Source organism: Romboutsia sp. 1001285H_161024_C4 (assembly GCF_015550185.1).
Lineage (GTDB): Bacteria > Bacillota > Clostridia > Peptostreptococcales > Peptostreptococcaceae > Romboutsia_C > Romboutsia_C hominis.
In genome coordinates this window covers 215,612-241,340 of sequence record NZ_JADNAJ010000002.1, presented here as the reverse complement: position 1 = coordinate 241,340, position 25,729 = coordinate 215,612, and the positions used below count along the sequence as shown (strand labels likewise).

The following is a 25,729-nucleotide window of genomic DNA, read 5'->3' as shown; positions in this document are numbered from 1 at the left end:
TGCTTTATAAATCTATGTTTGGCATTATCTCTTTAACTTGGTTGACTATGTCACCTATAATTTTTTTACAAGGCTTAATATCTTTTACTATAGATGCTATTTGACCAGCCATAAACGATCCATTTTCAATGTCCCCATCTATAGTAGCCATTCTTAAAGAGCCTACACATTTTTTATCTATTTCTTCTGGATTTATTCCCTCTTTTTCCATACTAAGGACTTCTTTTGATAATTTATTTTTAAGAGTCCTAACAGGATGACCTGTACTTCTTCCTGTTACTATAGCATCTCTATCCTTAGATTTTATAATCATATTCTTATAATTTTCATGAACACTACACTCTTCACTACATATAAATCTAGTTCCTATTTGAACTCCTTTAGCACCTAAAGCAAGTGCTGCAACAACGCCTCTTCCATCTGCTATACCACCTGCTGCTATAACAGGTATATTAACTGCATCTGCAACTTGCGGCGTTAATACCATAGTAGTTAATTCTCCTATGTGCCCTCCAGCTTCTGTTCCTTCAACTATAACTGCATCTGCCCCTAGTTTTTCCATTCTTTGAGCTAATGCTATCGTTGGAACTACTGGTATAACTTTTACATTTGCTTTTTTAAGCTTTTCCATATACTTTGCTGGGTTACCTGCTCCTGTTGTTATCACAGGTATATTTTCTTCTATTACCAAATCTATTATTTCATCTGCAAATGGAGATAATAGCATTACATTTACACCAAATGGCTTATCTGTAAACTCCTTGCATTTTCTTATTTCTTCTTTTATTATTTCCTTTGGTGCATTACCACCTGCAATAATTCCTAATCCACCTGCATTTGAAACAGCACTTGCTAAATTAGCATTAGCAACCCATGCCATTCCGCCTTGTATTATAGGATATTGTATATTTAATAATTCACAAATTTTATTCATCATTTCCTCCTTATATACTCCACTTAATAACTGAAGCTCCCCAAGTAAGTCCTCCTCCAAAACCAACTAAGACTATATTATCACCCTTTTTGATTTTAGAGCTTCTGTATGCTTCATCCATAGCAACGGGGATTGATGCTGCAGACATATTTCCGCATTTGTGTAAATTTACATAAACTTTATCCATACTTAACTTAAGTCTTTTTGCCGATGCCTCTATTATTCTTATATTTGCTTGATGTGGTATAAGATAATCTATATCATTAGTGTCCAAACCTGCCATTTCTATAGCCTTTATGGATGCATCTCCCATTATTCTAACTGCAAATTTGTATACGTCATTTCCTGCCATTTTTATAGTGTGAAGATTATCCTCTACAGTACTTTTACTAGCTGGAAGCCTAGATCCTCCAGCTGGTATATTTAGGAAGTCTTTACCTCTTCCATCTGCACCAAGGTAAGTAGATAGTATTCCACCATCATTTACTTTACCTATAATAACTGCTCCTGCTCCATCTCCAAATAGGATAGAAGTACCTCTATCAGTATAATCTAAAACCCTTGAAAGTACTTCTGCTCCTATTACCAAGATGTTTCTATAACAGTTAGTTTCTATAAATTGTTTAGCGATAGTTAATCCATATACAAAACCTGAACATGCAGCTGATATATCAAAAGCACAAGCATTAACTGCACCTATTTTTTCTTGTACTAAGCATGCAGTTGATGGAAACGCCATATCTGGTGTAGCAGTTGCTACTATTATAAGATCAATTTCACTTGCTTGTAAATTTGCACATTCCATAGCTTTAAGTGCTGCCTTTACAGATAAATCTGATGTTGATTCATTGGCATCAGCTATTTTTCTTTCACTTATTCCTGTTCTAGTTTTTATCCATTCATCACTTGTATCTAATATTTTTTCAAAGTAAGAATTATTTAGTACCTTTTTGGGTAGATAACTTCCTACGCCCAATATACCAGCTTTTTTGTTCATATATAAATTAACCCTCCATACGAGTTTATTTTATTCTTCGCTTTCTTTATTAACTACTACAAAATCTTTTATATCTTGTAGCACGTTTCCTTTAGCAAATTTTATTCCTTGATTTATGGCATTTTTTATAGCTCTTGAATCTGAACTACCGTGTGCTTTTATAACTCCTCCATTAACTCCTAATAAAGGTGCTCCTCCATATTCAGCATAATCCATAAATGATTTTAATTTTCTTAGGTCATCTTTTAAAAGCATTGCTCCTAATTTACCTTTTGTACTTGATAAGAATGTTTCTTTTAAAAGTCCCATTACAGATATTGCAACACCTTCTGCTGATTTTAGAAGTATGTTACCTGTAAATCCATCACAAACAATTATATCTGTATAATCATTTATTACATCTCTTGCTTCTACATTTCCTATAAAGTTTAAGTCTATATTTTTTAATTCTTCATAAGCTTTTTTTACTAAGTCATTTCCTTTTCCTTCTTCTATTCCTACATTAGCTAAGGCTACCCTAGGATTAGAAAGACCTAAAACTTTTTTAGCATATATATTACTCATAGCTGCAAACTCTACTAAGTTTCTTGGTTTGCAATCTGCATTAGCTCCACCATCAGCTATAAGAGTCATTCCTTTTTTAGCATTTGGTATAGCTGGACATAAACAAGGTCTATCTATACCTTTAATTCTACCTACTACAAATAATCCCCCAGCAAGTAATGCTCCCGTATTTCCCGCTGATATAACTGCATCTGCATATCCTTCTTTTACAAGTCTAAGCGCAACAACCATTGATGAATCTTTTTTAGATCTTATCGCTTTTACTGGCTTATCTTCATTTTCTATAATTTCTGTTGTATGAATTATTTCAAGTTTTTCTTTATCAAAATCATATTTTGAAAATTCTTTTTCTAATATCTCTTTATCTCCAGTTATTACTATATTTATTCCATATTCTTTTATTGCATTAACTGCACCTTCTACATTAGATTGTGGTGCATTATCTCCACCCATACCATCAATTACTATTCTCATACATTCTCCTCCTAATCTAATTCTTCAAATATAAATTTTCCTCTAAATATTTGTTCTTGTGCTTTATTATTAATGACAACTTTGACATAATGCTTTGTACCTACATTTTTGTAGATTTCAGCCTTTGCTATAAGTCTATCCTTTTGTTCTATTAATTTCAAACATTTAACATTTGCAAACCTCATTATTACTTTTGGTGCATCTACTATAGCCATTGCTAATGAGTCTGCCATAGAAAATATATATGTATCCTTTAAAGTATTAGTTTTAGAATAGAGCATATCTTCTGTAATTTCTAGCATAGATATTCCTAATTTCCCTACTGATAAATCAATTATTTCTCCTGTAATTTCCTTAATTCCAAGAGTTTTTACCTTTGAACTTTCTGCTTCTGCAATATTTTTTACTCTCTCCCTAAGTTCAGGTATATTCAGACTCATTCTATCTAGCCTTATAGTTTGAATACTAACTTCAAATAGGCTAGCTAACTCTTCGTCTGTATAAAAAGGGTCAGCCTGTAACATTTCTATTAATTCCTTTTGTCTTTGGGCTTTACTTTTCTTTTTCATATTACCTCCAAGTTTTTATAGCTGTAATTAGTACCAGCTACTAATAGTAGTATATAGTATCACAATAAAATTATCAATACTTTTTTATTATTTTTTGTTTAAACAAAAAAAACATGTAGAGTAATCTACATGTTTTTAGAAGTTATTATTCAGATACAACTTCTTTACCTTTATAATATCCACAGTCTGGACATACTCTATGTGGTAATTTTGGCTCATGACATTGTGGGCAACTTACAAATCCAGTTGCTACCATTTTAGAGTTAGCTGCTCTTCTCATTTTAGTTTTTGATTTAGATGTTTTACGCTTTGGTACTGCCATTTACGCCACCTCCTTAGTCGTTTTTAAATATATCTTTTAATTTAGCAAAACGGGGATCAATATTCTCCTCGTCGTTCGCAGTTTCAGTGCAAGAACAATTTTCTTTATTAAGATTTGCTCCGCATCCTTGACAAAGTCCCATACAATCTTCATCACAAAGAACTCTTGGTGGTATTTTAAAGTCTAATGTTTGTTGTATAAGTTCTATAATATCTACAACTTGTCCATCATAGATGAATGCATCATCATCTTCAAAACTATCTTCATCATAGTCTTCTTTTACTAAAAAACCATTTATAGAGTATTCTATTGGTACTTCGACATCTTCTAAGCATCTTGAACATTGGTCAAGAATTGTAAAATCTACATCTACATCTAGGTATAATCCATTTTTAGTAGATGATATTTTACCATTTAAATTTATTGGTGAAACTAACTTATAGTTGTTATCACAATAACTAATAGTATCAACTTTTTGAGAAAAATTCAAGTCTAATTTGTCAGTTTCTCTTCTTATTAATTTATCTAGACTGATTTGCATTGTATTCACCTCAATCCACTACCAATTTATTATACAAATTTAGTAGATGTTTGTCAAGTATTTTTACTTGATAGATATTTTGAAAATGTTGTAAGACATAGTTTAAGGTAGGCTTTAACCTACCTTAAATATATTATAACCTATTACAATTATTTTACTAATGCAACAGTATCTCTTGCTATCATTAACTCTTCGTTAGTTGGTATTAATAATATCTTAACTCTAGAGTCTTCTGTAGATATTACTCTTTCTTTTCCTCTAACTTTGTTAGCTTCTTTATCTAAGTTCATTCCTAAGAATTCCATGTTAGAAGCTATTGATTCTCTTATTTCTATACCATTTTCACCAACACCAGCAGTAAATACAACAGCGTCAACTCCGTTCATTTCTGCAGCATAAGCTCCTATGTATTTTTGAACTCTTTGAACGTATGCATCTAAAGCAACTTGAGCTTTTTCATCACCGTTTGAAGCAGCTCCTTCTATATCTCTAAAGTCACTAGATATACCAGTCATTCCGTATACACCTGACTTTTTGTTCATTAAATCAGATAATCCTTTAGCATCTAATCCTTCTTTTTCCATTAAGAATGGTAATATAGCAGCATCTATATCTCCACATCTAGTTCCCATTATTAATCCTTCAAGTGGAGTGAATCCCATAGATGTATCAACACACTTACCACCATCAACAGCAGCTATAGAAGCTCCATTTCCTAAGTGACAAGTTATTATCTTAACGTCTTCTATGTTCTTTCCAAGCATTGCAGCAGCTCTTTGAGATACATACTTGTGAGAAGTTCCGTGGAATCCGTATCTTCTTACACCGTACTTAGTGTATAATTCATGAGGTAATCCGTATAAGTAAGATTTTTTAGGCATAGTTTGGTGGAAAGCAGTATCAAATACTCCTACCATTGGTACACCTGGAAGTATTTCTTCACAAGCTTTTATACCCATTATGTTAGCTGGGTTGTGAAGTGGTGCTAATTCTACACACTCTTCTAATGCAACCATAACTTCGTCAGTTATCTTAACTGAACCAGCGAACTTTTCTCCACCGTGAACTACTCTGTGTCCTACAGCTTCAACTTCGCTTATTTCTTTAACTCCACCGAATTTAGCATCAACAACACCGTCTAATACTAACTTTATAGCATCTTGATGGTTTTTCATTGGTTGTTCTATTATTAATTTACCTTCAACACCATCTTTTTCTTGCTTAAGTATAGAACCTTCTATACCTATTCTTTCAACTAATCCTATACATAAAACTTCTTCATTTGACATATCTATTAATTGATATTTTAATGAAGAACTACCACAGTTTAATACTAATACTTTCATTAGTATACCTCCTTAAAATTTTATGAATAATATGTAAAAAGCCTTTTAGGCTAACATTTACAATTTACTTTTTGTATACAGTAAACATTCTTTAACACTAATTAATATATCACTTTTTATTATAAAAGTACAGTACATTATCTATTTATTTGAAAATTTATTAAATTTGGTTCATAAATTAAAAGCATAAGTTTTATTATATATAAATAGTATATTGACTTTATTTAATATATTTTATATTTATATATTTACTTCATTTAAATATTTTTGCTTAACATAGATTATTTTTCTCTATTTGTTATAATATTATAATATATTATTTAAATTATTTTTTACAATATAGTTAGATTTCTACATATATTGTAATTACTCTATTATAATATTAACACAAGGAGAATCATTATGAATATACTTGGAGTAATAGTTGAGTACAATCCATTTCACAATGGACATTTACACCATTTAAATAAATCTAGACAGCTAACAAAAGCTACTCACACAGTCGCTATTATGAGCGGAAATTTTTTACAAAGAGGTGAACCAGCCTTATTTGATAAATATACTAGAGCTTCTATCGCAGTTGAAAACGGTGTAGATTTAGTTCTTGAACTTCCTACTTTATATGCTTGTCAGTCTGCTGAAATATTTGCCCACGGTGCAATAACAACTTTAAATTCATTAAATTGTATAGATTCAATTTGTTTTGGTAGCGAAGAAGGAAGTATTGATGTTTTGTATACTATAGCTAAAATACTAGTTGATGAGCCAAATGAATTTAAAGTAAATCTAAAGAAATACTTAGATGAAGGTATGCTTTATCCTAGTGCACGTAGCATGTCTTTATTTGACTATATATCTAAACATAATTTGATAGATATATCAAAAGATAAACTTTTAAATGTATTAAATTCCTCTAATAACATTTTAGGTCTAGAATACATAAAATGTCTACTAAAATTAAATAGTAATATAAAACCTTTTACGATTTCTAGAGTACAAGCTTCATACAACTCTGAAAATATAACTAGTAGTATTTGTTCTGCTACTGCCATAAGAAAATCTTTAAAAGATTACAATGATTTATCACTTATAAGTAATGTAGTTCCTAGCCAAACTTATAATATACTTAATGAAAAAATTAATAATAATTTTTTACCTATGTTTGATGAAGCTTACTTTGATATTATAAAATCTATTGTAGCTAGAGATATTAGTATATTAGATAAATATTTTGAAGTTAACGAAGGAATAGAAAATAAAATATACCAAAATATATTTAGGTCTAATTCTCTTGATGAACTTCACTTATCTATAAAAAGCAAAAGATATACATTAACTAAAATAAAAAGAACTCTTAATAATATACTACTTGGAATAACTAAAGAAGATATAAGTTACGTTAAAGATATAAATGCCGTTCCTTATATAAGAGTTCTAGCTTTTAACGATAGAGGTCGGGAAATATTAAAAGCTATTAAGAAAACTTCTGAAGTAAATATAGTAAATAAATTATCTAAAGCGTCATTTTCTATGAATGATAAATTATTTAAGACTTTGCTTGATTATGATATAAGATCGAGTAACATATATAATTTAATTTACTATAAAAACAATCCTGATTTATTAAAGGGTCCTATGGATTATTATATATCTCCTATTTACATTAAAAATAATAAAAATTAAAATCTATTTACAAATAAAAAAGCACAGTTTATTCTGCGCTTTTTTATTTAGTTTAAATTAGTATATTTTACTTGGATTTAATATATTTTTATGATCAAAAGCAGTTTTTATACTTTTTATAAGATCCATATAAGACTCACTTTGAGATTCATGTAAATATTCTTTTTTAGCATAGCCTATTCCATGTTCTCCTGAGACTTGCCCTCTAAGTTCTCTTGATTTTTCATACATACAATCAAAGCTTTCTTTTAATTTTAACTTCCAAGTTTCATCATCCATACCATCTCTTAATGTATAAACATGAAGATTACCGTCTCCTGCATGCCCAAAACTCTTTATTCTTACATTTAATTCTTTTTGTAAATCATGAGTATATCTTATAAAATCAGCAACTTTATCTCTAGGTACTACAACATCACATTCGTCCATTTCTGTTGTAGATGCTTTTATAGCTTCTAAAAATGCTCCTCTTGCTGACCATATAGATTCATTTCTTTCCTGTGTATCAGATATAAATACATCATATGCCCCATTTTTTAAGCATAAGTGGGCAACTTTTTCATATTCTTTTTCTATATCTTCTTTACTATTTCCATCAAATTTTAATAGTAGATACGCATCTGAAGTATTATCAGGGAAAGACTTTCCTAAAAATTCTTCTGCTGCAAGTATTACATCTCTTTCCATAAATTCTATCGCTGTTGGTATTGACTTTGATTTTATTATTTTAGGTACAGTTTCTATTGCTGTTGGTAAATCCTTAAAAGGAATTAATAAACTTATATCTTTTTTAGGAAGAGGTAAAAGTTTAAGTATTGCCTTTGTTACTATTCCTAATGTACCTTCTGAACCTACAATCAAATCTTTTATACTATATCCAGAACTATTTTTTACTACTTTTCCTCCTATATTAACAATATCACCATTAGGAAGTACAACTTCAAGTCCTCTTACATAGTCTCTTGTAACTCCATATTTAACAGCTCTCATTCCCCCTGCATTAGTGTTTATATTTCCACCTATTGTGGCACTTTTTTCACCTGGATCTGGCGGATAAAATAAATCTCTTTCTTGAACATATTGTCCTATAGTCATCAAAAGCACTCCTGGCTCTACTGTTAATGTTAAATTTTCTTCATCTAATTCTAATATTTTATTCATTTTGCTTAAATTAATCATTATACCACCATGAATTGCTACAGAAGCACCAACAAGCCCTGTTCCTTGTCCTCTTGGTGTTACAGGTATATTATTTTTATAGGCATATTTCATTATTTTAGATACTTGTTCTGTATTATATACATTAACAAGTACTTCTGGATATTTTTCCACTCCTCCTAATTCATCATGTGAAAAATCTTCACTTATATCTTCGCCTGCAAAGACTTCTTCTTCTCCACAAATATCTATTAAAAATCTAATATCATCATTATCTATTTTTTTATACATAGCTATTCCCCCTATTCTTCTACGGATAATGCCACTTCTAATTGCTTTTGTTCTATTTTTTCTATTAATTTAGGAACAATCTCATATATATCACCTACTAATGCTAAATGAGCAACATCAAATATCGGTGCTTTTTCATCTTTATTTATTGCTACTATGTAATCAGAACCTTGCATACCTGCTACAAACTGAACAGCCCCAGATACCCCACACGTAATTATAAGTTTAGGTTTTACAGTTCTTCCACTAAGACCTATTTGTCTTCTTGGGTCTATCCATCCAGCTTCTATTAATGGTCTTGTTCCTGCAACTTGTGCTCCTAGTCTATCTGCTAATTTATATATCATATCCATATCATCTTGCTTTTTAATAGCCCTACTTGCAACTACTATAACTTCTGCTTCTTCAAGACCTACCTCTTTCGTTTTAGGTTTACTATCTAATACATTTATATTTGATACTAATTTTTCCTTACTAATACTACATAATGTTATCTTTCCATTTGGACTTTCAACTTCTTCTGGTTCTGAGAATATTTTATATCTTACTGTAGCAAACTGTGGTCTATTATTTGGAGTATGAATATGAGCCATTATATTTCCTCCAAATGCTGGTCTTATTTGATCTAAATCTGTATTTTCTTGAATATCAAGTATTGTACAATCTGCCGTAAGCCCTGTTTTAAATCTAGCCGCAAGTCTTGGTGCTAAAGATCTTCCAAGTGTAGTTCCCCCTACTAACATTATCGTAGGTTTTATATTATTTATAAAATCTTCAACTGCTCTAGAGTATGGCTCTATTCTAAAATGTTCAAATTCTGGATTATCATAAACAAATACTTCATCTACTCCATAAGATATTAATTTATCACATTTATCTTTTATATCTTTACCTACAAATACACAATATACTGGATAATTTACTTTCTTAGCCATTTCACGAGCCTTACCTATAAGTTCATAAGTTACAGGATGTATATCTCCTTCATGGTGGTCTACATATACAGCTATTCCTTTCCATTCATCCTTATTTATCTCTTTTTTTAGATTTTCTACAAATTCAAAAGCTCCTTTTGGTCCCTTTTTAACACAAATCTTACACATTTTACAAGCTGAATTTATTTCTATTTTTTGGTCAATTAATTCTATGGCATTAAATGGACACAATTTTAAAACTTCATCTATATTATCTATTTTCTCTTGATTTATTACTACTTTAGCCATATAAATCCCCCCTTATATTAACTTTAACTCCTTAAGTTTATTTGCTAACTTTTCACTTATTTCTTCACTACTTCCTCTTAAAACTTCTTTTTCATTATTAGAAGTTGGAGGGAATATTCTTAATACTTGGGTTGGCGAACCATTAAGTCCATAATTGTTTTCATCTTGATCTTCAAAGTCACTTAAACTATACATAGGTATTTCTCTATTTTTAGTATCTAGCTTTAATTTAAAAGAAGGTAATCTCGGTTCATATATGCCCTTTTCAACAGTTATTAAACATGGATAATTTATTTCACATTCTTCTAATGTATTTGGCATATCACACTCAACTACTATACTTTTATCTTTAATTTCTATTATTTTAGTTACATTTGTAATATGTGGTATATTTAAAAATTCAGCTATTTCTGGTCCAACTTGAGCTGTATCTCCATCAGTAGTTTGCTTTCCACATATTATTAAATCTGGATTTCCTACTTTTTTTATACCTTGAGATAGTGTATAAGAAGTTGCAAGTACATCAGCACCTGCGAATTTTCTATCACTAAGTATAGCTCCCTCATCTACTCCCATCATAAAACTTTCTTCTACAATTTGTTTTGCTTGTGGTGGTCCCATTGTCAATACTTTTAAAGTCGCACCTTTTTTTTCTTTTATTTTAAGTGCTGTCTCTAATGCGTATAAATCATATGGATTCATTTTAGAATCTACACCATCTCTTTTAAGCACACCTGTTTTTTCATCTACTTCAACTTCAGAAGTTCCTGGAACTTGCTTAATACATGTTAAAATTTCCATACTTTATCCCCCTTAACTATTTAACTATTACAGATACTCCATCAGGAATAACTACAACCTTTGAATCCCTTCCCTTTATATGAAATGCCATATTTAAAGCATCTTCAAAGTTTGATGCATGCTTCATATGCATATTCTCTATCATATCTTTATCACACTTATCTGTAACCATTATTACAGTGTAATTTTCAAGTATTCTAGCTAATATTTGAAACTCCCATTGGTCAGGTACAGTATCTCCCCTACTTACCTTTCTTACTTTTTCTAAAACTTCTTTTGGTGATTTAGCATTTGCTATATTATCGTAAAAAGATTGACCTCCATGACCATCATTGCAGGCAGATATCATAATTATTACTCCACCTTCATTGCAAGTAGCTTCTGCTGCAGTCATTCCTTTTACAGACTGATATATATTTTGATCAAGAGGATACCCTCCATTAGTACTAACAACTATATCAGCTTTATGAGATTTAACTTTAGATAACTCTGTTACAAATTCACATCCTTTTTTATGTGCTTTTTCTACATCTCCAGCAAAAGATGCTATAACTTTTTTATCTTGGTCTATTACAACATTTAGTATAAAAGCGAGATTTGATACTTTAGCTGCATATACCATATCCTCGTGAATAGGATTATTTTGTAGTGTTCCAGTTCTGGCATTTTCACTATCTATAAAGTCACTACAGTGGTTATACATTATAGTTTTTGCTGATGCTATACCTGGTAATATACTTTTTCTACCTCCAGAAAAACCTGCAAAAAAGTGAGGTTCTATAAAACCTTCTGCTATTAATAAATCTGCTTCTTTAACTAGTTTATTTAGATATAAATCTCCACCAGATGGCAATACTCCCATTTTTTCCATTTGAGAATCATCTGTTGATATATGCATTATTATTTCTTCATTTTCTACTATTTCCTCACCCATTTTATAAATCAATTCTTCTTTTGTACTTTCTCTGTGAAACCCTGTAGCAATTAATATTTTTATACTTGCATCTTTATTTACTTTTCTTATTCTTTTTAAGATTATTGTCATGGTAATTTTGCTTGGTACAGGTCTTGTGTGATCACTAGTTATTATGACGATACTTTTTTTATCTTTTGCTAATTCTTCTAATTTCTTAGAGCCTATTGGATTGTCTAATGAATTTTCTACTATTTCTTCTTGAGTTCTATTGACTTTATATGTATGTGCTTTAGATTGAAGTGTCATTACGAAATTTTCATCTGGAATATTTAAAATCATTCCCTCTTTAGAATATGGAACTTTTAAAGTAGGCATATTTTCCCCCTTATATTTTTATATCTGTATATAACTTCCAAAATAAACTAATACTCCTAATATTACTACATATCCTAAACAAAATTTAAGAGTTGAGTTTAAAATTTTACCTTCTTTTCCTATTAACCCAGTAGCAGATGTTGCTATAGCTATACTTTGAGGTGATATCATTTTTCCTGCTGTTGCCCCTGCAGTATTTGCTGCTGCTATCCAATATGGGTCTATGCCTAGAGATGTAGCTGATTGAGATTGTAAACCTCCAAACAATATATTTGCTGATGTGTCACTACCTGTTACAAATGTACCTATTGAGCCTAAAAGTGGTGATATTACAGGATAAAATGATCCAGTTATTGCGCTTAGTCCAAAAGATATTGATGCTGTCATTGTGCTGTAAGACATAAGTTTTGATATAGCAACTATAGATGTTATAGTTATAAAAGATTTAGATAATTGTTTTACAGTTCTTATAAATACATTTATCATAGTAGATACTTTTACTCTTTGTATTAATCCACCTATAAATGTAGCAACTATTATTACAATACCTGGTGTATTTATCCATATGAATTCAGTTGTTGCGGCTCCTTCTCCTGTGTATATTTTAAATTGACTTGCAAATCTAGCTAAAAATTCATTTATAGATGTGAACAATGGACTTGCTGCTAAAATTAAAACACATAGTAATATGTATGGAAGCCAAGCTAATATACCCTCTTTTGTACTTACACTGACTTTTAATGCTACACTTCCTTTTATTCTATTTTCTTCTTCTGACATATCTTTTCTTTTATTCATTGCTTTTGCCATAAGAATTGTAATTAGCATACTACATAAACTTCCTATAAGAGCAGGTAATTCAGCTCCTAGATACTTTGCTACAAATATTTGAGGTAATGCAAATGCTACCCCTGATGCTAAAGTTATTAAAAATACTCCTTTTAATGCTTTAAGGCTTTTCTTTGTTAAAATTACTAATACAAAAGGTATTACTATTATGAATGGTGCTAATTGAATTGCTGTTAAATAACTTAATCTCATTACGTCTAGTCCCGTCACTGATGCTAATGTACTTACAGGTATGCCTATTGCTCCAAAAGCTGTTGGTACTGTATTAGCTATAAGACATATTATAGCTGCAAATATGGGATTAAATCCTAAAGATGCTAATATACTTGCTGGTATTGCAACTGCTGTGCCGTATCCTGCAACAGCTTCTAAAAAACCTCCAAATCCCCAAGCTAGTATAAGCACTTGTATTCTGTCATCTGTTGTAATACTAGATAACATTTTTTTTATAGTATCCATAGTTTTAGTTTCAACTGCTAAATTATAAGTAAATAGCGCTGCAACTATAACTAAAAGAATTGGCCATAATGCAACTAATACTCCTTCTATAGATGCCGTAATAGCATCTACAAATGGCATTTTCCAAAATACCATAGCTATAATAAATGTTAATATAACTGTTGCAAAGCAGGTTTTATGTGCTGGTAGTTTCATTATCCCTAAGGATACAATTAACCATATTATCGGTATTATAGCTATTAAAAATAATACATACTCGTTCATCAAGTACCTCCTATATATTTTATTTTATGTCGGTAACTTGAATGATGGTCAGTGGTATTACCACTTATATTTTATATAATATAAGAGATATTTATAAACCGCAATAATTGATTGAAAATTAACAATTTTCAACCAATAGTTTTTATATAGCTTTCTCTTATATTTTCCATATGTCTTTTCATCTCTTCATAAGCTAATATCGGATCATTTTTGCTTATTCCTTCATATATCCTTCTATGATTTTCAAATAATAGTTCTTCATCTCTATAATTTTCTATAATTTTTTCTCTTGCATCTTCTATAAACCTTTCAAATAGTTTAGATGATGTTATAAATACACTTTCTATAAGATAATTTTTACTTATAGATGCTATTTTATTGTGAAATCTTTGATCAAGTTGGATTATTTTCTTACTATTGTATTTTTTCATACTATTTTCTTTTCCCATTGCACCTATTATATTTTTTAATTCTTTACAGTCTTCTTTTGTTGCTTTTATTGCTGCTATTTTTACGGTTTGTAATTCTAATACTTCTCTTAGTTCCAATACATTTTGCCATGTACCTTCATTTAATTTAAATACCATAGATAGAGGTTCTATTAGTGACTTTTCTATATTAGTACATATAAAGTTTCCATCGCCTTGTTTGCTTTCAACCACCCCCATAGTCTCTAATACCCTTATTGCTTCCCTAATAGATGTTCTACTTACACTCATCTGCTCTGATAATTCTCTTTCCGATGGGAGCTTATCTCCTTTTTTTAATTCCCCATTTAAGATTTTATCTTGTATTTGTTCTATTACAAGTTCATAAACTTTCTTATTTGAAATATTAACAAACATGATATCCCCCTTAAATTTATATTATTTATATATTTTTTCTCATATATATCTTCTTCCTTAAATATACTTGTCTTATACTATATATTTTATTAGGTGATGCTTATGAAGAAAAGAAAAATTATATGTTTTTTTGTTCCTATATGTATCGTTTTATTAATTATACTTGGAATAATTATTTTTCCTAATGATTCCTTAGAGGCTGCTAAGGAAGGCATAGAAATTTGGACCACAATACTAATACCTTCTTTACTTCCATTTATTATAGGTGCAAACTTGATTGTTGATTTAAAAATCGTTGATATAATTGGGTTTATAATTAACCCTTTTACTAAGTTTATCTTTAATGTTTCTGGGAAAAGTGCCTTAGTCTTTCTTATATCAACAGTTTCTGGCTATCCTGTAGGTGCAAAACTTGCCTCAGAACTTAGGCTTAATTCTCAAATTTCTAAGGATGAAGGGCAAAGGCTAATTTCTTTTTGCTCTACATCTGGGCCACTATTTATAATAGGTGCTGTAGCAACTGGTATGTTTAAACATCCCAATCTTGGTTATTTAATGATTATTTGCCATTACTTAGGGTCTATATCTATAGGATTGTTTTTTAGAGGTTACGGTAAAGATATTATTTCTAGTTCATCTATATCCCTAAAAGCTAATATTAAAAATACAATAAATACTCGTTTCTCTAATGGTCAAGGCTTTTTTGTTCTATTTGGAAATGCTGTAAATAGTGGTGTTAATACATTACTTATGATTGGCGGTTTTGTAATAGTATTTTCAGTGATTTTTAAGGTACTTACATTATTTAAAATAGTTGATGTCATTGCTTTTATCTTATATATTCCTCTATCTCTTTTAGGATTTACAAAAGAACTTTGTTACGGTCTTATAAGTGGCTTATTTGAAATAACTATAGGTTGTAATAAAATATCATCTGTATCTAATGTTTCAGAAGCTTTAAAAGCCTCTCTAGCTAGTTTCTTAATAGGGTTTAGTGGTATTTCTATACTTGCCCAATGTTGTACCTTTATATCAAAAACAGATATTAGCGTACCTATATACATATTAAGTAAATTTTTTCATGGGATTATATCAGGGATTCTTACATTTTTACTATATCCTTTAATAGAATCAATTTCACTTGTTTCCAATTTCTCTAACACTTATAATTATATCTACCATGGTGGTGTATCTAATTTTTATTTGTCTAATTACAATACAGTACTTTTAGTAATATTTATAGTTTATATTTTAAATCTTCTTTCAAGGCTAGAAAAGATCGCTATAAAAAAAGAAAGCTAACACTTTCTTTTTTTATAGCCTTTATATTATTGTTCTGGATTTAACTCTAATCTATCTCTTGATATTTCTTCTAGTAAATCCTTTATATTATGTTCTAAACTTAAAAGTACATTATCAGCATACTCTATAGATCCAAGTCTTATTTCACCTGCTATTCTTTCTGCTCTTGCTATCATTTCTTTAGCTTGTAATTCTGCTTTTTGAATAGGTTCACTTGATTCTAAGTAAGCATTTAAAATTTCATCAGAATTTTTCTTTAACTCTTCTACTTTTTCATTGTACTCATCTTGTATTCTTTGTGCTTCCTTTTTAGCTTGTTCCACTAATTCTTGTGCTTCTATTTTTGCATCATTTATTATTTTGTGTCTTTCTTTATTAATCCATGTTGCTTGCTTTACTTCTTCTGGAACTAATGATTTTATTTCACCTATAACACCTAATACTTCATTTTTATCTATACCAGACTTTTGAGAAAAAGGTATTGAAGATGCATTATTTATCATACTTTCTAATTCATCTAACAATTCAATTATTTCTAAATCTACATACATAGTTACTTCCCCCTATTAGTTTTTCTTTTAAGTTCTTCTAATACAACTTCTGGAACTAAGTTTTTTATATCTGCATCAAAGTTTAATACTTCCTTTATTAACGAGGAGCTTATAAATGAATACTTTGGATTAGTTGCTAATATTACAGTTTCAATATTATGATTTAATTCTTTATTCATGTGAGCCATTTGCAGTTCATACTCAACATCAGTACCATTTCTAATTCCTCTTACTAAAGTATCTATACCATGTTCTTCACAATAATTTACTAAAAGTCCATTAAAACTTACTATTTTTATATTATCAAGATGATTAGTACATTTTTCTATAAGTTCTACTCTTTCTTCAAAAGTGAACATTCCCTTTTTATTAGGATTATGAAGCACCCCTATTTGCAACTCATCAAATATTTTAGAAGCTCTACATATTATATCTAAGTGTCCATTAGTTATTGGATCAAAGCTTCCTGCAAATATAGCTTTTCTTATTTTTTTATTCATCTTTTTGCTTAGCCCTCCATTTTAACATTGATATTAGGATTTTATATATTCTATTTTAACTTATAAAATGTTAAAGTTGTATTCCCATACTTTTTGTCTCTACTTTTTTCTAAACTGCCTATTTCTTCTGGGAATTTATCTTTAGTATCATGTTCGACTACAATTATACCATCTTCTTTAAGTATATTTGCATTGTCTATTTTTTCAAGAGCATCAATAAACATGTCTTTATAATATGGAGGATCCATAAATATAACATCAAATTTATTATTTTTTATTTTAAGCTTACTTATAGCATCTTTGAAATCTAAGTTTAAGACTTCACTTTCATTTTCAAATCTAGCTTTCTTTATATTGGATTTTACCAAAGCTATACTCTCTCTACTTACATCCACAAAGGTACATTTTGAAGCACCTCTAGATAAACACTCTATTCCTAAAGAACCAGTTCCAGCAAATAAGTCTAATATGTTACTTTCCATCATATATGGATTTATCATATTAAATAATGATTCTTTAACTCTATCTGTTGTTGGTCTTACATCTTCATTTTTAGGAGTATTTAACTTTAATCCTCTTACTTTTCCTGATATTACTCTCAACGTACCTTCACCTCATTGTATATTTTAGCATAATTTTATATTAATTTAACGAAATTTCTTTAACTATATTCTCAAATTTATTCATAATTTCACGTTTTAAGCCTTTATTTTCATAATTATCTAACTTAGAGTCTTTAGAAAATATAATTCTAGCTTCTTGTTGAGCAAGTTTAAGTATTTTCATGTGTTTAAATATATTTGCAACCTTTAATTCTGGTAAACCATGTTGTCTTGTTCCAAAAAATTCACCAGGCCCTCTTATTTCTAAATCTTTTTCTGATATTTTAAATCCATCATTTGTTTCTTCCATTATAGACATTCGTTGTCTACAAACTTCTGATTTAGATGCGTATATTAATATACAATAAGACTTATGACTTCCTCTACCTACACGACCTCTTAACTGATGAAGCTGTGCTAACCCAAATCTTTCTGCATTTTCTATTATCATAAGTGTTGCATTGGGAACATTAACTCCAACCTCTATAACTGTTGTTGAAACTAATATATCTATTTCTTTATTTTTAAAACTCTTCATTATAGAATCTTTTTCGCTGCCTTTCATCTTTCCATGTAAAAGACCTACTCTAAGATCGCTAAAATATTCAGACTTTAGCTCATCAACTAGTTCTGTAGCTGCTTTAGCTTCTATAGCTTCACTTTCTTCTACTAGAGGGCACACTATATAAACTTGTCTTCCTTTTTCTACTTCTTTTCTAACTAATGAGTTGTAAGCTCTATCTCTTTTTCCTTTATCGACTGCTATAGTTTCAATTGGCTGCCTTCCTGGAGGAAGCTCATCTATTATAGATATATCCAAATCTCCATAAAGTATAAGAGCTAATGTTCTTGGTATTGGAGTTGCCGTCATTACTAATATATCTGGATTCTCTCCTTTTTCCGATAATTTGCTTCGTTGCCTAACTCCAAATCTATGTTGTTCATCTGTTATTACTAACCCTAGATTATTAAATTCTACTTTATCTTCAATTAGTGCATGAGTTCCTATTAATATATCTATTTCTTTATTTTTTACTCTTTCTAAAACTTTTTCTTTATTCTTCTTTGTTAAACTACCAACTAGTAATTCTACATTCACTCCAAAAGGCTTTAAAGTTTCTGTAAGAGAAATATAATGTTGTTCAGCTAATATTTCAGTAGGAGCCATTAATGCACCTTGATATCCATTTAAAATACAATGTGATAATGCTAAAAGAGCTACGACTGTTTTACCTGATCCAACATCACCTTGTACTAGCCTATTCATAGCACTATTTGAATTCATATCATCTATTATTTCATTTAATGCTCTCTCCTGAGCTTTCGTTAATTTAAATGGTAATGAACTTCTTATTTCTTCTAGTTTCTTATTTTCTAAAAACTTTATACCATCGACTTCACTTACTCCATTTTTAAACATAAATAATCCTAACTGTAGCATTAAAAATTCTTCAAATACGATTCTATATAAAGCAATTTTTAAGGCTTCTTTACTGCTTGGATTATGAATATTTCTAACAGCGTAATCTATGCTACATAACTTATATTTTTCTAATATATTAATTGGAAGATACTCTTTTATGTTTATTTCCTTATCATTAAGCACTCCTTTTATTATGCTACTTACTTCTTTATTAGTAACTCCATAAGTTAAAGGATATACAGGTATTATTTTACATGTAGATTTTGGTGAGTTGCTAAGGTGCTCCACTTCACAAGAAGTTAATTCTACATTTTTAAATTCTTTTTTAACTTTACCAAATACTAATATAGTATCTCCAACTTTAAATGCATTTTTTATATATTCTTGATTAAAAAATACTAATTTTGCATACCCTGTTTCATCTCTTACGTCTAGCTTAGTTATATTAAGACCTTTTCTAGGAGATGACGTATGGCTTCCTACTATAATAGCTTTTATAGTAGCTCTATCTTCATTTTCTAGTTGAGCAATCTTTTTTATATTATTTCTATCTTCAAATTGTCTAGGAAAATAATATAATAGATCTTTTAGCGTAAATATATTTAATTTATTGAGTTTTTGAGCTCTTTTAGGTCCTATCCCTTTTACATACTGTATATCTTTATTTAAATCCATATTATCACCTATTAGATAAAAATCCTGTACAATCCTTACTAAGTAGGATTTTACAGGATTTTTTAAATATTATTCAACTGAAATTAAGTAGTAATAAAGAGGTTGACCTCCGTAATATAATTCTACATCTATGTCTTCAAACTTTTCTTCTAACTCGTCACGAAGTTTGTTTGCATCTTCTTCTTTTACATCTTCACCATAGAATAAAGTTATTATAGCACTATCTTCATCTACTATATTTTCTATAAGCTTAGTTGTTATTTCATCAACACCATCTCCAGCAGATTGTAATTTTCCTTCTGCTATACCTATTATATTACCTTCTTTAACTTCTATATCATTCATAACAGTATCTCTAACTGCAAATGTAACTTGACCTGATTTAACTAGTCCTAAAGACTCCATCATAGCTTCTTCATTTTCTTCTACAGATAAGTCTGCATTGAAGTTTACTAATGCTGTAAATCCTTGAGGAGTATTTTTAGTAGGAATTACTATTATATTTTTTTCACTTAATTCTTTTGCTTGATTAGCAGCCATTATTATATTGCTATTATTTGGGAATATAAATATATTTTTAGCATGAATTTCTTCTATAGCTTTCATAAAGTCTTCTGTGCTAGGGTTCATTGTTTGTCCACCCTCTATTATGTAATCAACACCAAAATCTTTAAAAATTTGAGCTAGTCCTTCACCCATAGAAGTTGCTATGAATCCATATTCTTTTTCTTCTACTGCTGATGCTGTTTCATCTTTTGTATCAAGCAATATGTTTTCATGTTGTACTTTCATGTTTTCTATTTTTATAGTTATTAATTGTCCATATTTTAAAGCATCTTGTAATACTAGTCCTGGATCATTAGTATGAACGTGCACTTTTATTACACCGTCATCTCCAACTACTGCTAAACTATCTCCATACTTCATCATCATATCTCTTATTTGTAAGTCGCTTACTTTATCACTTTCTAATATAAACTCAGTGCAATAAGCAAACTTTATATCATCCGTATTCATTTGCGCTTGAGCTGATGATTGTGTCGTAGTAGTAGATGATTTTTCTAAAGCCTCTATAGAATTTCCTTTTAGAGCTTCTAACATTCCTTCATATATTAGTACTAGACCTTTACCTCCAGAGTCTACAACTCCAGCTTCTTTTAGTGCTTTTAATAATTCTGGTGTTCTATTTAATGAATTATTAGCTTCCTTTATAACCATTTCTAAGAATGCTACTAAATCTTTTTCTTTCTTACAAGCTGAAAGTGCATATTCTCCACTCTCTCTTACTACTGTAAGTATAGTCCCTTCTATAGGCTTTATAACAGCCTTATAAGCTGTATCTGAACCATTCTTAAATGCATCTGCTAAATCTGATGTAGATATCTTTTCTTTTCCTTCTATTGATTTTGCAAATCCTCTTATTATTTGAGATAGTATAACACCTGAATTTCCTCTAGCTCCCATTAAAGAGCCTTTAGATAGAGCTTTACCTATTTCAGTTATATTATCCCCCTCTACCTTAGACAATTCTTTCATTGCATAAGATATAGTAAGAGACATGTTTGTTCCTGTATCTCCATCTGGAACTGGAAAAACATTTAGTTTATCAACTAAATCTTTATTATTTTGAAGATTATTTGCACCTGACACAAACATATCTCTTAATAATTTACCATCTATATATTGAATCATTTTCTTCCTCCTAATTACTTAACTCTAATTCCTTGAACATTGATATCTATTTTACTTACTTTTATAGCCGTTGTGTTCTCAACTGTATATTTTACTCTATCTATTATGTTATTTGCAACAGTAGATATATTAGTTCCGTATTGTAGTATAACATATAATTCTATAGCTATAGTGTTATCTTCTAATTCTTGTACTAAAACACCTTTTAATACGTTCTCACCTTTTAATAGTTCTACTATACCCTTAGTTTTATATGCTAAACCTACTAATCCATAACTTTCCATAGCAGCTCTGTATGCAATTTGTGCTATAACATGTTTATCTATTTCTATATTTCCATATTGATTACTTACTTTTACGCTCATGATTTACCCCCTTAGGTTCATATTTTTATTTGGAATAAATATTTTATTTATATTATTATAAAAATTTATATATCCTATAATACTATAAATATGATATAATTTAAACCTACGTAATTATTTTGTAATAGTAAATATTTTATTTTAAATATTTACTTTATACAAAATTATATATATAATTTTATATGATAACAAGACATTGTTCAATATTTGTTAAGCAAATATATATTTCTATTGCACGTTTTTAATATTTATGTTAATATAAATATGTTTTTAGTCTTTAAATAGTTATCATTTTAAGGAGGTGTACGTAAATGGCAAAGGTATGTAGCGTATGTGGTAAAGGAAAGGTTTCTGGAAACCAAGTATCACACTCAAATAGACATAACAGAAGAACATGGTCAGCTAACTTAAGAAGCGTTAGAGCTATAATAGATGGAACTCCTAAGAGAGTTAAAGTTTGTACTAGATGTTTACGTTCTGGAAAAATAGAAAGAGCTTAATTGTTCTTTAAAGCCTACTAATTAGTAGGCTTTTTTATTTCATATGTATTTTTATAATTTCATCTAATGATTATAGTAATTACATTAATTACTTTTTCTTGCTTCCCTTCATAAACTTTAATATAATTCCAGCTATCCATTTAGGCATTTTTATTGTTACCATTTTCATTTAACATTCCCCCAATAATATTATTTATTTGGCTTACTTATAAAGCATATTCAAGTATCAATAAAAAAATAGTAAAACTCCACATCCAATTAAAATAACTGCTGTAAGCAATGTCCAAATCCACCCCGGAAGCATCATAGATAAAAGTACTGCTCCTCCTGTTGACAAACATAACATTCCCAATAACACCTTAGAGCTATTTTTCATTAAAACACCTCCTTGAGTTATTTTACTATTTAAACTTATGTATATATTAAATTTATGCAAAATAGTCCATATTTAGACCTGTCCCACTTTTTATTAATAAATTTTTTCAAAATAAAAAGACGTATTTCAAAATACATCTTTTACAAAAGTTCTATCAATTTATCTATACTTTTTTTATCACACATATCTATTTGTTTATTAAAACTATCTAAAATCAACTTATCATCTTCTGTAAGATCTCTAAAATCTTTTTTATCTATATATACCTTTAATCCCTTCATAAGGATTTTGTCTTTTATACTTAATTCATTATAGAATATTGAACCTCTAAAATTAACTAAAGTTATATTACTTGCTATTTCATCACTAAAATTTTTATCTATTAGATTTTTTCTTAATTCTTCAGAAATTGACTCCATACCTACAGTAAATATTATTACTCTTTTATCTTTTATATTATGAAAGTTTTTCTCTATAAAACTTATTCCATTTATTTTGCTTGCATATATTCCTCCACCATATATTATAGTGTTATATTCTTTTAAATCCTTATTTCTAATATCACTAACTTCATATAAATCGGCATTTAGCCTCATTGCTATCCATCCAGAATATTTTTTAGTACTTCCATATTTAGATTTATATATAACCGCTACCTTATTATCCATAAAACCCCTCCAAAATTATAATTATTACTATATTTGACTTATGTGTTTTATAATCCTTTTATACAATTTAAATATTTTAAGTTTATATAGATTTATATTTTTTAGCTCATAAATAATATTAATTTAGTATTATTACACAAAAAAGATGACTTTCGTCATCTTTTATATATTTCTAATAGCAATTAAACTACCTTCATTTACTTTTACTCTACATTTATTTTCTAACATTACATTAGATATTCCTAATGGCAAATAAAACTTCATATCATATTCCTCTAAGGGATATTCAAAATTAGTAAGGGTAACTCCTTTTGCATCACCACTTAAAGGTATTACTGATACAGTATCTCCTATATTTCCTTTAATTTCTATTTCTTCATTTATAGCTATCTGTATTATCTCTTTTTCACTTATTATAGTAGGTATCATTCCTATACTTTTTACAAAGTACAATAAGTTTATATTTGCAATAGTATGATCTATTCTTCCTCCCAAAGCAAAATAAAAATCAATTTCCTTTACTTTAAGATTTTTAGCTAGATAAATACACAACTCCGTATCTGTTTCATTTTTTTTCGAAGGAAACCTTTCAAACTTTACATTTAGGTTCTTATAATAATTGACTATACTACTATCTACAGAATCTAAATCCCCTATTATATAATCTGGAACTATATCCATGTTGTAGATATGATTTGCTCCTCCATCTGCACATATTATATAGTCGTACTTATTTTTGGCTAATATTTCTTTAATATTATTGTAGTTCTCTGATTTTCCATTTAGTATAATGCAAGCTTTTTTCAATTTTTATACCTATAAACTAGCATTTTCTCTAAATAAATTTACTGTTTTTACTATATCATCACTATTAAATATTGCAGAACCCGCAACTATTATATTAGCCCCAGCCTTAACAACTTTATCTACATTGGTAGGCTTTATTCCTCCATCAACTTGTATGTCTATATTTAAATTTCTATCATCTATTAGTTTTTTTAATTCTTCTATTTTAGGTATCATACCCTCTATAAATGATTGCCCACCAAATCCTGGATTGACAGTCATTATAAGTACCATATCTACATCTTCTATTACATGTTTTATAGTTTCTATTGGTGTTGCTGGGTTTAGTGCAACTCCAGCTTTTACATTGTACGATTTTATATTTTGTATAGTTCTGTGTAAGTGTTTACATGCTTCTTGATGAACAACTATTAAATCACAACCTGCATCTACAAAATCCTTTATATAATTATCTGGATTTTCTATCATTAGATGTGCATCAAATACCATATTTACATCTTTTCTAAGGGACTTAACAAGACCTGGCCCTAAAGTTATATTTGGAACAAAATGTCCATCCATAACATCGATATGAAGGTATTCACATCCTGCACTTTCTACTTTTTTTACATCTTCTAATAGTCTTGCAAAATCTGCTGATAATATTGACGGTGCTAATTTAATCATTTTAATATCTCCTCTTCCCTTGTCTTATTTCATTTAATAATTGTATATAGCTATCATATCTTTTTTTAGATATTTTTCCTTCACTAACAGCTTCTTTAACTGCACAACTTGGTTCATTTTCATGTATACATCTAAAACCAAATCTACAGTCATCAAACTCATCAAATTCTATAAAATATTCTTTAAGTTCACTTTCTTCTATATCATCAAGAGTTAGAGAACTAAATCCAGGTGTATCTGCTACCATTCCTCCACACTCTAGTTTTAAAAGTTCTGCATGTCTTGTTGTATGCTTACCTCTTTTTATTTTATCACTTACTTCACCAGTTTGTAACTCAAAGTTTTTATCTATTTCATTTAATAGACTTGACTTACCTACCCCAGATGGACCTGCGAATACTACTACATTTCCATTTAATTCTTCTTTTATCTTATCTATATTTAATTTAGTTTTATTGCTAACTGGTATTACTTTATATCCACTTATTTCATATATATTTTTTAGCTCTTCTACTAAATCTCCATCTTCATCTAAATCTACTTTAGTTAAAACTATGACTATATCTAGGTTTTCCTTTTCAGCCAATACTATAAATCTATCTAATAACGATAAATTAGGCTTAGGATTTTTTATAGCAAATACTATAAGTGCTTTGTCTACGTTTGCTATAGGTGGTCTTATAAGTTCTGTATCTCTTTTGTCTATTTCCTCTATTACACCCTTTTTATCCTCTTCATCTACTATATTTATTTTTACTCTATCCCCAACTAAAGGTGTTATCTTTTGCTTTCTAAATATTCCTCTAGCTTTACATTCATATATCCCATTTTCAGTGTCTATGTAATAAAATCCCCCTATTCCTTTTACAATTTTTCCATCTAACATCTATTTCCTCCTCTAATTTTTCTAGCATAATTATTCTTTCCTATTTTTATATAATATCATAATAAGTTAACAATTAACCTATATTTATTTTTTATTACTTAAAAT

27 protein-coding genes are annotated in these 25,729 nt (G+C 29.2%); 3 read left to right on the top strand and 24 right to left on the bottom strand.

Annotated elements, in window-relative coordinates; translation table 11 throughout:
* Window positions 1-4: 4 nt before the first annotated feature.
* The 7 genes from fabK to I1959_RS04610 form a co-directional block, all read right to left on the bottom strand.
* A complete protein-coding gene (gene fabK / locus I1959_RS04640; RefSeq protein WP_166505857.1) occupies window positions 5-934 on the bottom strand; it encodes an enoyl-[acyl-carrier-protein] reductase FabK in 930 nt (309 codons plus the stop codon).
* Between the two features lie 10 nt (window positions 935-944).
* Window positions 945-1,931 (bottom strand): beta-ketoacyl-ACP synthase III, encoded by a 987-nt coding sequence (locus tag I1959_RS04635; RefSeq protein WP_195237263.1) that lies wholly within the window; start codon window positions 1,929-1,931, stop codon window positions 945-947.
* 30 nt (window positions 1,932-1,961) lie between these two features.
* A complete protein-coding gene (gene plsX / locus I1959_RS04630; protein ID WP_166505859.1) occupies window positions 1,962-2,969 on the bottom strand; it encodes a phosphate acyltransferase PlsX in 1,008 nt (335 codons plus the stop codon).
* An 11-nt stretch (window positions 2,970-2,980) separates the two neighbouring features.
* A complete protein-coding gene (gene fapR, locus I1959_RS04625; RefSeq protein WP_092924404.1) occupies window positions 2,981-3,538 on the bottom strand; it encodes a transcription factor FapR in 558 nt (185 codons plus the stop codon).
* 145 nt (window positions 3,539-3,683) lie between these two features.
* Window positions 3,684-3,860 carry a 50S ribosomal protein L32 gene (gene rpmF / locus I1959_RS04620; protein WP_071119670.1) on the bottom strand — a complete coding sequence of 59 codons (177 nt, stop codon included), beginning with the start codon at window positions 3,858-3,860 and terminating at the stop codon, window positions 3,684-3,686.
* 13 nt (window positions 3,861-3,873) lie between these two features.
* Window positions 3,874-4,401, bottom strand: coding sequence for a YceD family protein (locus I1959_RS04615; RefSeq protein ID WP_092924402.1), 528 nt, complete (start codon window positions 4,399-4,401; stop codon window positions 3,874-3,876).
* Between the two features lie 149 nt (window positions 4,402-4,550).
* A complete protein-coding gene (locus I1959_RS04610; protein ID WP_092924400.1) occupies window positions 4,551-5,747 on the bottom strand; it encodes an acetate/propionate family kinase in 1,197 nt (398 codons plus the stop codon).
* Between the two features lie 402 nt (window positions 5,748-6,149).
* On the opposite strand from I1959_RS04610, the gene I1959_RS04605 reads away from it, so the two are divergent.
* On the top strand, window positions 6,150-7,430 hold the full coding sequence (locus tag I1959_RS04605) for a nucleotidyltransferase (RefSeq protein WP_092924398.1): 1,281 nt from the start codon (window positions 6,150-6,152) through the stop codon (window positions 7,428-7,430).
* A 57-nt stretch (window positions 7,431-7,487) separates the two neighbouring features.
* Here the strand turns inward: I1959_RS04605 and I1959_RS04600 are convergent, their stop codons facing one another.
* The 6 genes from I1959_RS04600 to I1959_RS04575 all read right to left on the bottom strand — a co-directional run bounded on the left by I1959_RS04600 (window position 7,488) and on the right by I1959_RS04575 (window position 14,611).
* Complete coding sequence (locus I1959_RS04600) at window positions 7,488-8,879, bottom strand: FAD-binding oxidoreductase (RefSeq protein ID WP_092924396.1); 1,392 nt, start codon at window positions 8,877-8,879, stop codon at window positions 7,488-7,490.
* A gap of 11 nt (window positions 8,880-8,890) precedes the next feature.
* A complete protein-coding gene (locus I1959_RS04595) occupies window positions 8,891-10,102 on the bottom strand; it encodes an electron transfer flavoprotein subunit alpha/FixB family protein (RefSeq protein WP_195237262.1) in 1,212 nt (403 codons plus the stop codon).
* A 12-nt stretch (window positions 10,103-10,114) separates the two neighbouring features.
* Window positions 10,115-10,903, bottom strand: coding sequence for an electron transfer flavoprotein subunit beta/FixA family protein (locus tag I1959_RS04590; protein WP_092924391.1), 789 nt, complete (start codon window positions 10,901-10,903; stop codon window positions 10,115-10,117).
* 16 nt (window positions 10,904-10,919) lie between these two features.
* The gene (gene larA, locus I1959_RS04585) at window positions 10,920-12,194 is read right to left on the bottom strand and encodes a nickel-dependent lactate racemase (protein WP_195237260.1); all 1,275 of its coding nucleotides are present in this window, start codon (window positions 12,192-12,194) and stop codon (window positions 10,920-10,922) included.
* An 18-nt stretch (window positions 12,195-12,212) separates the two neighbouring features.
* Window positions 12,213-13,766 carry an L-lactate permease gene (locus I1959_RS04580; protein WP_195237258.1) on the bottom strand — a complete coding sequence of 518 codons (1,554 nt, stop codon included), beginning with the start codon at window positions 13,764-13,766 and terminating at the stop codon, window positions 12,213-12,215.
* A gap of 128 nt (window positions 13,767-13,894) precedes the next feature.
* Window positions 13,895-14,611 carry a FadR/GntR family transcriptional regulator gene (locus I1959_RS04575; RefSeq protein WP_092924385.1) on the bottom strand — a complete coding sequence of 239 codons (717 nt, stop codon included), beginning with the start codon at window positions 14,609-14,611 and terminating at the stop codon, window positions 13,895-13,897.
* 102 nt (window positions 14,612-14,713) lie between these two features.
* Here I1959_RS04575 and I1959_RS04570 point away from each other — a divergent pair, with 102 nt between their 5' ends.
* On the top strand, window positions 14,714-15,913 hold the full coding sequence (locus I1959_RS04570) for a sporulation integral membrane protein YlbJ (protein ID WP_166505863.1): 1,200 nt from the start codon (window positions 14,714-14,716) through the stop codon (window positions 15,911-15,913).
* Between the two features lie 26 nt (window positions 15,914-15,939).
* Here the strand turns inward: I1959_RS04570 and I1959_RS04565 are convergent, their stop codons facing one another.
* From I1959_RS04565 to I1959_RS04540, 6 genes are all read right to left on the bottom strand, one after another.
* Window positions 15,940-16,464: a hypothetical protein gene (locus I1959_RS04565; RefSeq protein WP_092924379.1), complete on the bottom strand. Its 525-nt coding sequence runs from the start codon at window positions 16,462-16,464 to the stop codon at window positions 15,940-15,942.
* 2 nt (window positions 16,465-16,466) lie between these two features.
* Entirely contained in the window at window positions 16,467-16,964 is a 498-nt protein-coding gene (gene coaD, locus I1959_RS04560) for a pantetheine-phosphate adenylyltransferase (protein ID WP_195237250.1), read from the bottom strand.
* A 50-nt stretch (window positions 16,965-17,014) separates the two neighbouring features.
* A complete protein-coding gene (gene rsmD, locus I1959_RS04555) occupies window positions 17,015-17,566 on the bottom strand; it encodes a 16S rRNA (guanine(966)-N(2))-methyltransferase RsmD (RefSeq protein WP_092924373.1) in 552 nt (183 codons plus the stop codon).
* 40 nt (window positions 17,567-17,606) lie between these two features.
* A complete protein-coding gene (gene recG, locus I1959_RS04550; protein ID WP_166505865.1) occupies window positions 17,607-19,664 on the bottom strand; it encodes an ATP-dependent DNA helicase RecG in 2,058 nt (685 codons plus the stop codon).
* A 69-nt stretch (window positions 19,665-19,733) separates the two neighbouring features.
* Complete coding sequence (locus I1959_RS04545) at window positions 19,734-21,356, bottom strand: DAK2 domain-containing protein (RefSeq protein ID WP_195237248.1); 1,623 nt, start codon at window positions 21,354-21,356, stop codon at window positions 19,734-19,736.
* Window positions 21,357-21,370: 14 nt separating this feature from the next.
* Entirely contained in the window at window positions 21,371-21,721 is a 351-nt protein-coding gene (locus I1959_RS04540) for an Asp23/Gls24 family envelope stress response protein (protein ID WP_092924364.1), read from the bottom strand.
* 311 nt (window positions 21,722-22,032) lie between these two features.
* On the opposite strand from I1959_RS04540, the gene rpmB reads away from it, so the two are divergent.
* A complete protein-coding gene (rpmB, locus tag I1959_RS04535; RefSeq protein ID WP_092924361.1) occupies window positions 22,033-22,221 on the top strand; it encodes a 50S ribosomal protein L28 in 189 nt (62 codons plus the stop codon).
* A 226-nt stretch (window positions 22,222-22,447) separates the two neighbouring features.
* Here rpmB and I1959_RS04530 read toward each other — a convergent pair whose 3' ends face one another.
* The 5 genes from I1959_RS04530 to rsgA all read right to left on the bottom strand — a co-directional run bounded on the left by I1959_RS04530 (window position 22,448) and on the right by rsgA (window position 25,624).
* Entirely contained in the window at window positions 22,448-22,597 is a 150-nt protein-coding gene (locus I1959_RS04530; RefSeq protein ID WP_092924358.1) for a 2-oxoglutarate translocator, read from the bottom strand.
* A gap of 140 nt (window positions 22,598-22,737) precedes the next feature.
* Window positions 22,738-23,265, bottom strand: coding sequence for a flavodoxin domain-containing protein (locus tag I1959_RS04525; RefSeq protein ID WP_166505866.1), 528 nt, complete (start codon window positions 23,263-23,265; stop codon window positions 22,738-22,740).
* A gap of 162 nt (window positions 23,266-23,427) precedes the next feature.
* Window positions 23,428-24,072 (bottom strand): thiamine diphosphokinase, encoded by a 645-nt coding sequence (locus tag I1959_RS04520; protein ID WP_166505867.1) that lies wholly within the window; start codon window positions 24,070-24,072, stop codon window positions 23,428-23,430.
* Between the two features lie 9 nt (window positions 24,073-24,081).
* Window positions 24,082-24,738 (bottom strand): ribulose-phosphate 3-epimerase, encoded by a 657-nt coding sequence (rpe, locus tag I1959_RS04515; protein WP_166505868.1) that lies wholly within the window; start codon window positions 24,736-24,738, stop codon window positions 24,082-24,084.
* A 1-nt stretch (window position 24,739) separates the two neighbouring features.
* Window positions 24,740-25,624 (bottom strand): ribosome small subunit-dependent GTPase A, encoded by an 885-nt coding sequence (gene rsgA / locus I1959_RS04510; RefSeq protein WP_092924346.1) that lies wholly within the window; start codon window positions 25,622-25,624, stop codon window positions 24,740-24,742.
* Window positions 25,625-25,729 lie beyond the last annotated feature (105 nt).

Excerpts from the sequence above, each read along its gene's own strand:
- plsX (WP_166505859.1), bottom strand. The coding sequence starts at position 2,969 with ATGAGAATAGTAATTGATGGTATGGGTGGAGATAATGCACCACAATCT.
- I1959_RS04545 (WP_195237248.1), bottom strand. The coding sequence starts at position 21,356 with ATGATTCAATATATAGATGGTAAATTATTAAGAGATATGTTTGTGTCA.
- fabK (WP_166505857.1), bottom strand. The coding sequence starts at position 934 with ATGAATAAAATTTGTGAATTATTAAATATACAATATCCTATAATACAA.
- I1959_RS04610 (WP_092924400.1), bottom strand. The coding sequence starts at position 5,747 with ATGAAAGTATTAGTATTAAACTGTGGTAGTTCTTCATTAAAATATCAA.
- I1959_RS04605 (WP_092924398.1), top strand. The coding sequence starts at position 6,150 with ATGAATATACTTGGAGTAATAGTTGAGTACAATCCATTTCACAATGGA.
- I1959_RS04530 (WP_092924358.1), bottom strand. The coding sequence starts at position 22,597 with ATGAAAAATAGCTCTAAGGTGTTATTGGGAATGTTATGTTTGTCAACA.
- I1959_RS04575 (WP_092924385.1), bottom strand. The coding sequence starts at position 14,611 with ATGTTTGTTAATATTTCAAATAAGAAAGTTTATGAACTTGTAATAGAA.
- coaD (WP_195237250.1), bottom strand. The coding sequence starts at position 16,964 with ATGAATAAAAAAATAAGAAAAGCTATATTTGCAGGAAGCTTTGATCCA.
- larA (WP_195237260.1), bottom strand. The coding sequence starts at position 12,194 with ATGCCTACTTTAAAAGTTCCATATTCTAAAGAGGGAATGATTTTAAAT.
- rpe (WP_166505868.1), bottom strand. The coding sequence starts at position 24,738 with ATGATTAAATTAGCACCGTCAATATTATCAGCAGATTTTGCAAGACTA.
- I1959_RS04615 (WP_092924402.1), bottom strand. The coding sequence starts at position 4,401 with ATGCAAATCAGTCTAGATAAATTAATAAGAAGAGAAACTGACAAATTA.
- I1959_RS04580 (WP_195237258.1), bottom strand. The coding sequence starts at position 13,766 with ATGAACGAGTATGTATTATTTTTAATAGCTATAATACCGATAATATGG.
- I1959_RS04540 (WP_092924364.1), bottom strand. The coding sequence starts at position 21,721 with ATGAGCGTAAAAGTAAGTAATCAATATGGAAATATAGAAATAGATAAA.
- I1959_RS04570 (WP_166505863.1), top strand. The coding sequence starts at position 14,714 with ATGAAGAAAAGAAAAATTATATGTTTTTTTGTTCCTATATGTATCGTT.
- rpmF (WP_071119670.1), bottom strand. The coding sequence starts at position 3,860 with ATGGCAGTACCAAAGCGTAAAACATCTAAATCAAAAACTAAAATGAGA.
- I1959_RS04635 (WP_195237263.1), bottom strand. The coding sequence starts at position 1,931 with ATGAACAAAAAAGCTGGTATATTGGGCGTAGGAAGTTATCTACCCAAA.
- I1959_RS04590 (WP_092924391.1), bottom strand. The coding sequence starts at position 10,903 with ATGGAAATTTTAACATGTATTAAGCAAGTTCCAGGAACTTCTGAAGTT.
- recG (WP_166505865.1), bottom strand. The coding sequence starts at position 19,664 with ATGGATTTAAATAAAGATATACAGTATGTAAAAGGGATAGGACCTAAA.
- rsgA (WP_092924346.1), bottom strand. The coding sequence starts at position 25,624 with ATGTTAGATGGAAAAATTGTAAAAGGAATAGGGGGATTTTATTACATA.
- I1959_RS04565 (WP_092924379.1), bottom strand. The coding sequence starts at position 16,464 with ATGTATGTAGATTTAGAAATAATTGAATTGTTAGATGAATTAGAAAGT.
- I1959_RS04600 (WP_092924396.1), bottom strand. The coding sequence starts at position 8,879 with ATGTATAAAAAAATAGATAATGATGATATTAGATTTTTAATAGATATT.
- I1959_RS04525 (WP_166505866.1), bottom strand. The coding sequence starts at position 23,265 with ATGGATAATAAGGTAGCGGTTATATATAAATCTAAATATGGAAGTACT.
- fapR (WP_092924404.1), bottom strand. The coding sequence starts at position 3,538 with ATGAAAAAGAAAAGTAAAGCCCAAAGACAAAAGGAATTAATAGAAATG.
- I1959_RS04595 (WP_195237262.1), bottom strand. The coding sequence starts at position 10,102 with ATGGCTAAAGTAGTAATAAATCAAGAGAAAATAGATAATATAGATGAA.
- rpmB (WP_092924361.1), top strand. The coding sequence starts at position 22,033 with ATGGCAAAGGTATGTAGCGTATGTGGTAAAGGAAAGGTTTCTGGAAAC.